Raw genomic sequence first — 12,497 nt, 5'->3', positions numbered from 1 at the left:
GGCGCCGGCCGGCGAGCGTGAGCGCGCCGGCGGCGCCTTGCCGTCGGTCTCGGGGCGGTTGTCGGGACGGGGACGCGGCTTGGGCTGGTACGACGTCGCCGACCGGCGCGTGCCCGTCTTGGGCACGGCACGGCGGACAGGCGCACCCCTGCCGGTCTCCTGCTCAGTCGTCAACACGGATCCTCTCTGCCGCCCGTAGCCGGGCCGAGGCCGCCCGCGGGTTGCGGGCGAGCTCTTCGTCGCTTGGGAGCTCCGCTCCCCTCGTCAGCAGGCGGAACCTCGGCTGGTGAGCCGGTAGCGGGACGGGCAGCCCTGGTGGGCTGGTGTCCTTGGTTCGCGCCGTGAGGGCCTGCTTGGTGAGCCGGTCCTCGAGTGAGTGGTAGGAGAGCACGACCACTCGCCCACCGAGCGTCAGCGCGTCGAGCGCCGCGGGCAGCGCCGCCTCCAGGGCGGACAGCTCCGCGTTCACCTCGATGCGCAGCGCCTGGAAAGTCCTCTTGGCGGGGTTGCCCCCGGTGCGCCGGGTAGCGGCGGGGATCGCATCGCGCACGATGTCCGCCAGCCGCTTCGTCGAGGTTATTGCCTCTTTGGCCCGTTCTTTGATGATCAGGCCCGCGACACGCTGAGCGAATCTCTCCTCGCCGTAGTGGCGCAGGATGCGCGTGAGCTCCGCGGCGGAGTAGGTGTTGACCACCCGCTCGGCGGTCAGCTCCTGCGAGGTGTCCATGCGCATGTCGAGCGGGGCGTCATAGGAATAGGCGAAGCCGCGCCCGGCCTCGTCGAGCTGCGGGGAGGAGACGCCCAGGTCGAACAGCGCCCCGTCGATGAGGGGACGCCCCGCCTGGTCGAGCACCTCGGCCAGGTCGCCGGAGGAGGCGTGGACCAGGGTGGTGCGGTCCGCGTAGGGGACGAGCCTGCGGGTGGAGAACTCGATCGCGAAAGGGTCGCGGTCGATCCCGATCAGGTGCAGTGCGGGGTGTGCGGCGAGCAGGGCCTCCGAGTGGCCGCCGAGGCCGAGGTTGGCGTCGACGACGACGGGGGCGGGCCCGGTCAGCGCGGGAGCGAGCAGCTCCAGAACGCGCTCGAGCATCACCGGAACGTGACCGCCCGTGCCGACGTTGTCGTCCATCTCCAACCCCCCTCTCGCGTCCTTGCTCGCGGATGACGCGTATCGCCGATCGTTCGCCGGTCCTTCCTGGGTCCCCACCCCGGCGCCGTCCGGCCAGGTCCCCATCCGCACCCTCTTCGTGGACGCCCGCCATCTGACACCGGGGAAGGTGCATCAGCTGGCGGACAGTGGTTGCGGGTGGAGACCTCGCCGAACGACATCACCGACGGATCGACCGTGGTCACTACAGAATCCCTGGCAGCACCTCCTCCGACAGCTCGGCGAAAGCCTGCTCCTGCGCGCTGAGATAGGTGTCCCAGGCCTGCGCGTCCCAGATCTCCAGCCGGGTGTTGGCCCCGATGACGACGCAGTCACGTTCCAGCCCCGCGTACTGGCGGAGGCTCTGCGGGATCGTGATGCGTCCTTGTTTGTCTGGTTTTTCGTCGGACGCACTGGCGAAGAAGACGCGGCTGTAGTCACGCACCGCCTTGGCGGTGACCGGGGCGGTGCTGAGAGCCTCGGTAATGCGCTGGAACTCCTCCACGGGAAAGACGTAGAGGCATCGCTCCTGGCCTTTGGTGATCACAAGACCCTCCGCCAGCTCCTCACGGTACTTAGCCGGCAGGAACAGCCGTCCCTTGTCGTCCAGACGCGGTTGATGGGTGCCGAGGAACATCGGCCCCACCTCCCGTGCCTCGTGAAGCGCTCAGCGCTGGTGCACCGGGCTCTCCACTGCGCACCACCATACTCCACTTCTCCCCACCGTCAACTGATTCGAACCGTCTTCATCATCGGTTTCCCTTGCGTTACCGCAGGTCAGAGCGGTGGAGCGGGGTGGAGGGGGGTGACGGGGCGGTCAACCCTCATGGGCGTGTCGAGGGTTTGAATCGCCGTGGAAATAGGGGCGGCGGGCGTCCGGGGAGCCCGGCGGGGAGGAAAGTGGAGCGCTTGGCGGGTGCGCTGTGTCACGGGATTCGCACCTCTATGCGACATGAACGGGAACATCGCCGGGGTTCCCTGAATATCCACAAATGTCGCTGAAGAACCCACAGCGTCGTAGGGTCGTACAGACAATGGAAAAGGAATGGCATGGCTCCCGCAATGGCACCGCACGGGACAGCCGTCGCACTTCTCATGGAGGCCTGGTGGCAGTAACCCATGACGTCCCTCCCCAGCTCGACGAGCTGGTCTCCACCGCCCACCGGATTCGGCAGGCGATCGAATCGGTGATCGAGGGCAAGAGCGACGCCGTCCGTCTCACGCTGACGGTCCTGCTCGCCGAAGGCCACCTGCTGATCGAGGACGTGCCAGGGGTCGGCAAGACGATGCTGGCCAAGGCGCTCGCACGCTCCATCGACTGCCCCGTCCGGCGGGTCCAGTTCACCCCCGACCTGCTGCCCAGTGACATCACCGGGGTCAGCGCCTACAACCAGCAGACCCGGGAGTTCGAGTTCAAGCCCGGCCCGGTGTTCGCCAACATCGTGGTGGGAGACGAGATCAACAGAGCCTCCCCCAAGACGCAGTCCGCGCTGCTGGAGTGCATGGAGGAGCACCAGGTGACGGTCGACGGGAGGACGTACCAGCTGGACGCGCCCTTCATGGTGATCGCCACCCAGAACCCCATCGAGATGGAGGGCACCTATCCCCTCCCCGAGGCCCAGCGCGACCGCTTCACCGCGCGCGTGGCGATGGGCTACCCCGAGCCGCACGCCGAGCTGGAGATGCTCGACGTGCATGGGGGCACCTCGCCGCTCGACAAGCTCCAGCCGGTCGCGACGACGGCGGAGGTGCGCGCGCTCATCGAGGCCGTACGCGGCGTCTACGTCTCCCAAGCGGTCAAGAAGTACGCCATCGACCTGGTCGTGGCCACCCGCCACTCCCCCGACCTGCGGCTCGGCGCCTCTCCCCGGTCCACGCTGCAGCTCGTCCGGGCCGCCAGGGCGCACGCGGCGCTGACCGGCCGCGACTACGTCATCCCCGACGACCTCCAGGACCTGGCCATCCCCGTGCTGGCCCACCGGTTGCTGCCCAGCGTGGAGGCGCAGGGCCAGCGGCGGCTGCCCGAGCAGGTGGTGACCGATCTGATCAGGCGCGTGCCGGTGCCGGAGACGCGAGCGTCGTGAGGGCCGGACTGCGGGCGCTGACCTCCAGGGGCAGGTCGTTCCTCGCCTCCGGGATCGCGGCCCTGGTCATGGCCGTCATCCTCGGGGAGAACGACCTGTTCAGGATCGGGGTCCTGGTGACGGCGCTGCCGCTGCTGGCCGCGATGGTGGTGGCGCGCACGCGCTACCGGCTGAGCTGCGCCAGGCGCCTGGACCCGCCGCGGGCCGAGGTGGGCGGCGAGGCCACCGTCACCCTCCGGCTGGAGAACGTGACCAGGCTGCCGACCGGCCTGCTGCTGATCGAGGACACGGTGCCGTACGCGCTGGGCGTGCGGCCCAGGTTCGTGCTCGACCGGGTCGAGCCGCGCGGCGTGCGCGAGATCGACTACCGGGTTCGCTCGGACCTGCGCGGACGTTACACGATCGGGCCGCTGGCCATCCGCATCGCCGACCCGTTCGGGCTGGTCGAGCTGACCCGCTCGTTCACGATCAGCGACACGCTCGTGGTGACGCCGCACGTCGCGGCGCTGCCCCACGTACGGCTGTCGGGTGAATGGACGGGCGGCGGCGACAGCAGGACCAGGAGTGTGGCGGCGGCCGGCGACGACGACGTGGCACCGCGCGAATACCGGCAGGGCGACGACCTGCGGCGGGTGCACTGGCGCTCGACGGCCCGCTACGGCGAGCTGATGGTACGCAGGGAGGAGCAGCAGTGGCAGAGCCGCGGCGCGCTGCTGCTCGACACCCGCAGGCACGCCCACCGCGGCGAGGGCCCGCGCTCGTCCTTCGAGGTGGCGGTCTCGGCCGCGGCCTCGATCGGCGTGCATCTCGCGCGTGAGGGCCTCGGCCTGCGGCTGGTGACCGACCAGGGCGCCGAGCACCTGACCGACGACGGGCTCAGCTACTCACTGCTCGACACGCTCGCCCTGATCAGGAACAGCCCGGCCCGCTCCCTGGAGATGGGGGTGTCGGCGCTGCGGCAGGGCGGCGGCGACGGGCTGATCGTGGCGGTGCTCGGCGCGCTCGACCCCGAGGAGGCCAGGGACCTGGCCAGGCTGCGGCACAGCGGCATCACCGGCGTGGCCGCCGCCGAGAACCAGCAGGCGGTGGAGACGGTCCTCGCCGGATACGGCTGGCGCATCGTCCGCCTGCCCGCCGGCACCTCGATCGCCTCCGTCTGGCAGGACGCCGCCAGCCGTGACAGATACACGGTCAACCGGACGGGGGGCGCGGCATGAGACTCACCATCGCCTCGGGGGTGGCCGCGTTCGCGGCGGCCATCCTGCTCTATCCGCTCTTCCAGAGCGGGACCTGGTTCTGGACGTCGCTCGGCGCCGTGCTGGCCGTCGTCGCGGCGGGCCTGGTGACCACCCGCCTGTCCCTGCCCGCGTGGGCGGCGCCGCTGCTCGGCCTGGCCGCGACGTGGATCTACCTGACCGCGGCGTTCGCCGCCGGCAAGGCGTGGGCGCTGGTGATCCCCACCAAGTCGTCGGTGCTGGAGCTGGCCAGGCTGCTGGGCACCGGCTGGGACGACATCCAGCGCTTCGCCGCGCCGGTGCCGGAGACGAGGGGCATCACGCTGCTGACCGCGGGCGGCGTGGCGGTCATCGCGATCGCCGTCGACCTGCTCGCCGCGCGCGTACGGCGGGCGGCGCTGGCCGGGCTGCCGCTGCTGGCGCTGGCCACGGTCCCGGCGACGATCCTGTCCGACCCGATCAGCTGGCCGGCGTTCATCGTGGCCGCGCTCGGGTTCGTCAGCCTGCTGATCTCCGACGGGCGCGAGCGGGTGGGCCACTGGGGCAGGGCGGTGCTGGTGCGCAGGGCGCGTTCGGCCCCGTCGCCGACCCGATCCGCGCCGGGCGGCGCGCGCGCCGCGGCCGACACCAGCGGGCTGCGGCTGTCGGGCAAGCGCATCGGATTCGCCGCCATCCTGCTGGCCGTGCTGCTGCCCGCGGCGCTGCCGGCGATGGAGCCGGTGTCGTTCTTCACGTTCGGCGTGGGCGGCAGGGGCTCGGGGCCGGGCAACTCGATCAGCATCGCCAACCCGATCGCCAGCTTGAAGGGTCAGCTCGACCTGCCGGAGCGGCGGGTCGTGCTGACCTACACCAACAACGACGACACGCCGCGTTACCTGCGGATCTACGCGCTGGACACGTTCGACGGGCAGCAGTTCGGGATGACGCAGCCCAAGGGGGCGCCGCAGAACAGGACGGAGAACGGCCCGCTGCCGCCGCCGCCCGGCCTCGGCCGCGACCCGCAGATCACCAACGTGGTGACGGGCATCCAGATCAGCGAAGACCTGGCGCGGCTGCGGTTCCTGCCGCTGCCGTACCCGCCGCGGCAGATCAGGGTGGACGGCGACTGGCGGGCCGACGTGGACACGCTGATGGTCTTCTCCACCCGCGAGGAGGCCGCGGGCCTGGAGTACGAGGTGCTCACCGCCGAGCCGAAGCCGACCGCGTCCCTGCTCGAATCTCTTGACGCCGCGCAGCCGGACACGGACCCGCGCTTCCTCACCCTGCCGGACAACCTGCCCCCCGAGATCGCCCAGCTCGCGGACGAGGTCACCGCGGGCGCCGGCAGCAGTTACGAGGCGGCGGTGAAGCTGCAGGAGTTCTTCACCAAGACCGGTGGCTTCACCTACAGCCTGCGCACGCAGGGCCACGGCAACTCGGCGCTGCGGGACTTCCTGCTGCGCGACCGGGCGGGCTACTGCGAGCAGTTCGCCGCGTCGATGGCGGTGCTGGCCAGGCTGGTGGGCATCCCGTCGCGGGTGGCGATCGGCTACACCGGCGGCGTCAAGTCCGGCGACCGGTGGGAGGTGGGCACGAACGACTCCCACTCCTGGCCCGAGCTGTACTTCGAGGGCGTCGGCTGGCTGCCGTTCGAGCCGACCCCCTCGGGGGCGGCCGGGCAGGGCAGCGCCCGCGTGCCGGAATACACCCAGCCCCGCCCCGAGGCGACGCGGGAGACCACGGCCCCGACGCCGGGGGCGACCAGCTCCTCGGCCGACGAGCCGCAGGACCCGTCGGCCCGCCGCAACCCGCGCGAGGTGGACCGCGAGGGCACGGTCCTGCCCGGCGAGCTGCCGCCGGACGACTCGATGCCGTTGATCGCCCAGATCGGCATCGGAGCGGCGGCACTGCTCCTCTTCCTGCTGATCCCCGCGGGACTGCGGCTGGTGACCAGGAACAGGCGCGTGCGCAGCCTGGGCTTCAAGGTCGCGCAACCCGCCGACGAGCTGACGGCCAGGGTGGCGTCGAACAGGAGTCACACGTCGGTGGCGGCCGCGTGGGCCGAGCTGGACGACATCCTGTACGACTACGGCATGGCCCGGGGCGCCAGCGAGACCCCGAGGGCGCTGGCCCGGCGGCTGACCCAGCAGTACGAGTTCGACGCCGACTCCGCCGCGGCCATCGCCGGGATCGCCTCTGCGGTCGAGCGGGTGCTGTTCGCCAGGGACGCGGGCCGGATCGAACCGATGCGCAAGGACCTGCGCAAGGTGCGGCAGGCCCTGGCGGCCACGACGTCGCGCGGCAGGCGGGTGCGGGCGGTGCTGCTGCCCCCGTCGACGCTGCGGCGGCTGCGGCTCCTGGGCGAGCGGCTGCTCGACGGGTTCGACCTGCTGGAGAACATCAGGCTGCGGCGGACTGCGGCCCAGAAGGGCGCCTGAGCGGCGGATCGTGCGGCGCGGCCGTTCCCGGAAGGGGGCGGGCGCGCCGTCGTCTCCGGCCCGGCCGTTCCTCATGCGGGGGAATTCCGCCCCGCGCGGCCGCTGTCGCGGCTCCGCCGCCGACGGCATGGCCGGGCTCGCCTATGAGGGGACATCCCGGCCCGGCGCGGTCGCTCCTTCATCAGAGGCACCCCGACCCGGCGTGGCCGTTGCTCCATGCGGCCGGGGCGGCCGTCCCTTCATGCAAGGGGCACCCCGGCCTGACACGGCCGTCCCTCGTGGGAGGGACGGCCGCGACCGCTCGGTCTGGCGGGTCAGCGCTCGTCGTGACGGCGGCGCCAGCGCTCTTCCATGCGTTCCATGAAAGTGCCCCGGTTGCCCCGGCGGGCCTGCTTGCCCGGAGGAGCGGCGGTGCCGGCGGCGGGGGCGGAGTCACCGAACCCGTTCATCTTTTTCCAGCTGGACAGGCCCCACAGACACGCGGCGAGCATGACCACGAAACCGCCGACGCCGAGCGGGATCAGAGCGTTGCCGCTCATGACGACGCCGATCATCATCACCACGACACCGAGGGCAAAGCCGATGGAGGCTTTGACCAGGCGGCGCTTGTAATGGCTGCGCGGATCGCTGATCCTTACGGTGTTGGCCCACTTCGGGTCCTCGGCGTAGAGGGCCTGCTCGATCTGGTCGAGCAAGCGCTGCTCGTGCTCAGAGAGCGGCACGGCGCCTCCCAAGGACGGCCCCAGGACGGGGAAGACGGCAACGGACGACACGGGGTGTCCGAACCTCGCGGTCGGTCATCCCCAGAATACGAGGCTGTAGACGTAGGCGAAAGCAAACGTCCAACGCAGACCAAACCGGAGGTGACGTCATGGCTCTATTGTGGCCCATCTCGCCCCCCTCTCCCCAAAATCCTGACACGGATGCCCCCACCAAGTCCGGACATCGAACGTCATGTCTCTATTTCATCAAGCTTGCCACGTACTAGCGACGCCGGGAGCACCGCATCGGGCCCGAATCTTCGAATGGCCTTGTCCATGGCCTGCTCCGCCTCGCGCCACCCGGTCTCCTTCTCGCCGAGGCTGAGCTGACGGGTGGCCTCTCCGGCCGGCCGCAGGTTTTCCATCCTGACCCCCACCAGGCGCAATCGCACCCGATCGAGCCCGGCCGCCTCGAACAGCTCGACCGCGGTGGCGTAGACGACCTGGGCCACGTCGGTGGGCTCACGCAGCGTGCGCGAGCGGTTGATCGTGGTGAAATCGGCGCGGCGTAGCTTCACACTTACAGTTCTTCCCACGTGACCGGCCTTACGCATGCGCGCGGCCACCCGCTCGGAAAGACGCAGCAGCTCCCGCTTGATCACCTCGGGGTCGTCCACGTCGGCCGCGAACGTCTCCTCGTTGCCGATGCTCTTGTCGGGCGCGTGGGAGGTCACCGGCCGCTCGTCGCGGCCCCAGGCCAGCGCGGCCAGATGGCCGCCCGCCGCCTGGCCCAGCTCGCGCTGGAGCGTCGCCGGCGGCACCCTGGCCAGGTCTCCGACCGTGCGGATGCCCAGGCGCACCAGGGACTGCTCGGTGCGCTCGCCGACGCCCCACAGGGCCGAGACGGGCAGCGGATGGAGGAAGCCGACCACCTGATCGGCGGGCACCACCAGCAGCCCGTCGGGCTTGCACTGCTTGGAGGCCAGCTTTGCCACGAATTTGCTGCTCGCCACGCCCACGGAACACGTGATGCCGAAGCGGTCGAGGACCTGCTCCCTGATCATGGCGGCCACGGCCGCGGGCGGCCCGAGCCGCCGCCTGGCGCCGCCGACGTCGAGGAACGCCTCGTCGGACGCGATGGGCTCCACCAGCGGGGTGATCGCGTGGAAGATCTCCATGACGCCCTTGGAGACCTCGGCGTATTTCCCGTGGCTGGGCGGAATGATCGTGGCCTGCGGGCACAGCCTGCGCGCCCTGCTCATCGGCATCGCGGAGTGGACACCCTGAGCCCTGGCCTCGTAGGTGGCGCTGAGCACGACACCGCGCCCGGCGGGCGAGCCCACGATCACCGGGCGGCCGCGCAGCTCCGGCCGTTCGAGCAGCTCGACGCTGGCGTAGAAGGCGTCCATGTCGACGTGGAGGATCGGGCAGCCGCTGTCATCGGCCCCGGTGCGTGGAGCGGGGCCGATGCCGGTGATCTGCTTGCGAGACACGCGACCGATTCTATCCGAACAGGCGTTCTACACCGAGGGGGGTGGCCATCGATACTTTCCTCTCCCGATCCACTTCCGGTGTCACTTCCGGTGCCCCGTTCACGTCCGTGGCGGGCTCAGTTGCGGTGCCCGAGCACGTGCAGCTGGGTCGCGACGTCGCGCAGCACGGGATGGGTCGCGGCGACCTGCTCCAGCGCCACCAGGGCCTCGGCCGCGCCCGGTTCGCCGTCCACGAGCCGGCTCGGCACCAGGTCGGCGAAGACGCGCACGCCGTGGACGGGCCCGGGCGAGAAGCCGGTCGCGGTCAGCAGCTCGACCAGCGTGTCGGCGGCGAAGCGCCGGGGCGTGGGGTCGCGGTCGCCCCAGCTTCCGCTCGGGTCGGTCAGCACCGCCCTGGCCTCGTCGAACTGCCCCGACAGCGCCCGGTGGATGGCGCTGGCCACGGGGTTGGCGGCCAGCACGCTGACGGCGCCGCCCCTGCGCAGCAGGCCCGCGACCGCGGTCAGCGCGCTGATCGGGTCTTCGACGTATTCCAGCACGCTGTGGCAGAGCACCAGGTCGGCGCAGTCGCGGCTGAGCAGCTCGCCGAGGTCGGCGGCGTCGCCCTGGAGGCCGCGCACGGCCACGCCCTTCTCCTTGGCGCGGCGCTCCAGCGCGGCCAGCGAGTCGGGGCTCGGGTCCACGACCGTGACGGCGTGCCCGAGCAGGGCCAGCGGCACGGCGAACCCGCCGGTGCCGCCGCCGGCGTCGACGATGTCGAGCGACTCGCGGCCGGTGGCCGCCGTGCGCTCGGCCAGCATGGACCGCAACGCGTCCCAGACGACGGCGGTCCGCACCGCCGGGGTCCTCGTGACGCCTTCAGCGCGCAACGTCGGCTCGCCTCCCTCTCCCTGAGCGACGCCAGGACGGCGAACGCCCTCGCGCCCGTCGCCCTCGCGCCCGTCGCCTAGTGAACGTGCACGTCGCGCCGGGCCTTCCTCGTGGACTCGACTCGTGGACTCGTGGACGGGCCCAGCCTACGCCGTACGCGGGAGCTCCCGCTCCCCACCGCCGAGACTCCCCGCGCTCCTTGGCCGGGGACACGGAACGAGCGCGGAAACGGGAGGCCGGACGCGGGAGCAGACACAGGAACAGAGACAGGATGGGGAGGTGTGAGAACGGAAAGGGGCGCGTCGCGGCTGGTGACGCGCCACTTGTCCGTACGGCCGCGAGGTGCGCGGGCACAGGCCGGGCGAAGGCGCCAGACCTGGCCACGCGAGCCCGCGCGGGCCGGCGTGGTTGGAACGTACCCCGAACACGCCCTCCAGGCCCGCCGAAACGGGGTGTCTAAAGGGTGAGGCTTGGCTTGAGTTGCTTGAAGCGGGCCAGCAGCCCGTTGACGAACTGGGGGGATTCGTCGGTCGAGAGCTCTCCCGCCAGGTGCACCCACTCGCTGATGACCACACCCTCCGGCACGCCGGGGATCCACAGCAGCTCGTAGGTGCCGCCACGCAGCAGGTTGCGGTCGACCGCGGGCATCCGGTCGAGCGTCCAGCCCTCGGCGTAGGTGGTGATCAGCTCGTCGATGCGCGCGTGGTGCCTGGCGACGCCCTCGACGATGGCCGAGGTGTATTCGTTGACCGGCGGCTCCTGCCGCTCCACGCGCTCGGCGAGGATCTTCAGCGGATCCTCGCCGCGCAGCTCTGCCTCGAAGAGGATGTCGAGCGCTCTTCTGCGTGCTTTGCCGCGTGCCGACACCTCAGGCCCGGCCGAGGTATTCGCCGCTGCGGGTGTCGACCTTGACCCTCTCACCGGTGGTGATGAACAGCGGCACCTTGATCTCGGCGCCCGTCTCCAGCGTGGCGGGCTTGGTGCCGCCGGTGGAGCGGTCGCCCTGCAGGCCCGGCTCGGTCTCGGAGATGGTCAGCTCGACGGCCGCGGGCAGGTCGACGTAGAGCGCGGAGCCCTCGTTGAAGGCGACCGTGGCCAGAGTGTTCTCCAGCATGTAGTTGGCGGCGGTGCCGACGGTGCCCTGGGGCACGTTGACCATGTCGTAGGTCTCGGTGTCCATGAACACGAAGTCGTCGCCGTCCTTGTAGGAGAACTGCATCTCGCGCTTGTCGACGTTGGCCACGTCGACCTTCACGCCGGCGTTGAAGGTCTTGTCGACGACCTTTCCGGAGAGCACGTTCTTGAGCTTGGTGCGCACGAACGCGCCGCCCTTGCCCGGCTTGACGTGCTGGAACTCCACAACGGCCCACAGCTCCCCGCCGTCGAGCTTCAGCACCATGCCGTTCTTGAGGTCGTTGGTCGTCGCCACTCGTTCTTCTCCCGCGTGTGGCCGCTCTAAAGGACGAGCAGCTCCTTGGTCGTCTTGGTGAAAAGTTCCGGCCCGCCCTCACGTGTCACCAGGGTGTCCTCGATGCGAACCCCGCCCCGGCCAGGAAGATAGACCCCGGGCTCGACGGTGATCGGAACTCGATCCTCTAGTCTACCGGTCCTGGCGGGGCCGAGGAACGGCTCCTCGTGGATCTCCAGGCCGACGCCGTGGCCCAGACCGTGCCTGAAGTGACCTCCGTGGCCCGCCTCCTCGATGACGGAGCGGGCCGCCGTGTCGACCTCCCTGGCCGTGGCGCCGGGCGCGAGGGCGTGCCGGCCGGCCCGCTGGGCGGCGGCGACGAGGTCGTAGAGCTCGCGCTGCCAGGCGGCGGGCGCGCCGAGGCTGACCGTCCTGGTCATGTCGGCGTGGTAGCCGTCGTACCGGGCGCCGAAGTCCATCGTGACCAGGTCTCCGGCGCGCAGCTCCCTGGAGGTGGGGGCGTGGTGCGGGACGGCGCCGTTCTCCCCCGCGGCCACGATCGTGTCGAACGCCGGCCTGTCGGCGCCCAGCTCGGCCATGCGGCCCTCCAGCTGGCGGGCCAGCTCGCGCTCGGTCATCCCGGGCGCGATGGCGGGGCAGACGTCGGTGAACGCCTGGTCGGTGATCGCGCATGCGGTACGGATGCGGTCCAGCTCGGCGTCGTCCTTGACCGCCCGCAGCGGCTCCACCACCGGCCCCAGCGGCACGAGCCGATCCCCCCGCCCCTCCCCGAGCCTCAGGTAGGCGGCCACGCTCATGCTCGCCGCCTCGATCCCCGTTCCCGGCTCCGCCAGCCGGCCCGCCACGTCGGCCGCCTCCTCGCTGGGGACGTCGAGCGCGCGGGCCGCCTCGATGTAGCGGTTGTCCGTGACCAGCAGCGCGCCGCCGTCGGCCCGGATCAGGACGGCGGCGTTCGAGCTGGCCAGCCCGGTGAGGTAGCGGACGTTGACGGGGGAGGTGACGAGCAGGGCGTGGACGCCGTGGGCGGGCAGCAGCCCGGCCACCCGCGCCCGGCGCGCCGGATAGTCGAAGCTCATGGGGTCAACCTACGCGGTATGCCCCCATCGTCACCGCCGTCCTCT

General features: G+C 71.2%; 11 protein-coding genes. 3 read left to right on the top strand and 8 right to left on the bottom strand.

Annotated elements, in window-relative coordinates:
• Window positions 1–163 precede the first annotated feature (163 nt).
• Together rsmH and mraZ are read right to left on the bottom strand one after the other, a co-directional pair.
• On the bottom strand, window positions 164–1,129 hold the full coding sequence (rsmH, locus tag ABFX54_RS22695) for a 16S rRNA (cytosine(1402)-N(4))-methyltransferase RsmH (protein ID WP_346107775.1): 966 nt from the start codon (window positions 1,127–1,129) through the stop codon (window positions 164–166).
• A gap of 223 nt (window positions 1,130–1,352) precedes the next feature.
• A complete protein-coding gene (gene mraZ, locus ABFX54_RS22690) occupies window positions 1,353–1,784 on the bottom strand; it encodes a division/cell wall cluster transcriptional repressor MraZ (protein ID WP_106244593.1) in 432 nt (143 codons plus the stop codon).
• Between the two features lie 397 nt (window positions 1,785–2,181).
• Here mraZ and ABFX54_RS22685 point away from each other — a divergent pair, with 397 nt between their 5' ends.
• From ABFX54_RS22685 to ABFX54_RS22675, 3 genes are read left to right on the top strand one after another with little or no spacing between them, the layout of a single operon-like run.
• Window positions 2,182–3,231 carry an AAA family ATPase gene (locus ABFX54_RS22685; RefSeq protein WP_428834552.1) on the top strand — a complete coding sequence of 350 codons (1,050 nt, stop codon included), beginning with the start codon at window positions 2,182–2,184 and terminating at the stop codon, window positions 3,229–3,231.
• Window positions 3,228–4,448: a DUF58 domain-containing protein gene (locus tag ABFX54_RS22680; RefSeq protein ID WP_346107774.1), complete on the top strand. Its 1,221-nt coding sequence runs from the start codon at window positions 3,228–3,230 to the stop codon at window positions 4,446–4,448. Before ABFX54_RS22685 ends, ABFX54_RS22680 begins: the two co-directional genes overlap by 4 nt.
• Window positions 4,445–6,883 (top strand): transglutaminase TgpA family protein, encoded by a 2,439-nt coding sequence (locus ABFX54_RS22675; RefSeq protein ID WP_346107772.1) that lies wholly within the window; start codon window positions 4,445–4,447, stop codon window positions 6,881–6,883. The genes ABFX54_RS22680 and ABFX54_RS22675 overlap by 4 nt, the downstream gene beginning before the upstream one ends.
• A gap of 314 nt (window positions 6,884–7,197) precedes the next feature.
• Here ABFX54_RS22675 and ABFX54_RS22670 read toward each other — a convergent pair whose 3' ends face one another.
• From ABFX54_RS22670 to ABFX54_RS22645, 6 genes are all read right to left on the bottom strand, one after another.
• The gene (locus ABFX54_RS22670) at window positions 7,198–7,605 is read right to left on the bottom strand and encodes a DUF3040 domain-containing protein (protein WP_346107779.1); all 408 of its coding nucleotides are present in this window, start codon (window positions 7,603–7,605) and stop codon (window positions 7,198–7,200) included.
• A gap of 230 nt (window positions 7,606–7,835) precedes the next feature.
• Window positions 7,836–9,077, bottom strand: a complete 1,242-nt coding sequence (gene dinB, locus ABFX54_RS22665) for a DNA polymerase IV (protein ID WP_346107770.1) — start codon at window positions 9,075–9,077, stop codon at window positions 7,836–7,838.
• A 116-nt stretch (window positions 9,078–9,193) separates the two neighbouring features.
• A complete protein-coding gene (locus tag ABFX54_RS22660; RefSeq protein WP_346107769.1) occupies window positions 9,194–9,913 on the bottom strand; it encodes a methyltransferase domain-containing protein in 720 nt (239 codons plus the stop codon).
• 490 nt (window positions 9,914–10,403) lie between these two features.
• Window positions 10,404–10,814, bottom strand: a complete 411-nt coding sequence (gene nusB / locus ABFX54_RS22655) for a transcription antitermination factor NusB (protein ID WP_346107767.1) — start codon at window positions 10,812–10,814, stop codon at window positions 10,404–10,406.
• A 1-nt stretch (window position 10,815) separates the two neighbouring features.
• Window positions 10,816–11,376: an elongation factor P gene (gene efp, locus ABFX54_RS22650; RefSeq protein WP_346107765.1), complete on the bottom strand. Its 561-nt coding sequence runs from the start codon at window positions 11,374–11,376 to the stop codon at window positions 10,816–10,818.
• Between the two features lie 26 nt (window positions 11,377–11,402).
• Entirely contained in the window at window positions 11,403–12,452 is a 1,050-nt protein-coding gene (locus ABFX54_RS22645; RefSeq protein WP_346107763.1) for a M24 family metallopeptidase, read from the bottom strand.
• Window positions 12,453–12,497 lie beyond the last annotated feature (45 nt).

It is taken from the genome of Nonomuraea maheshkhaliensis (assembly GCF_039529435.1).
Lineage (GTDB): Bacteria > Actinomycetota > Actinomycetes > Streptosporangiales > Streptosporangiaceae > Nonomuraea > Nonomuraea maheshkhaliensis.
Note: the sequence above shows the minus strand (reverse complement) of the source record. Positions and strands in the feature narration are given on the sequence as shown.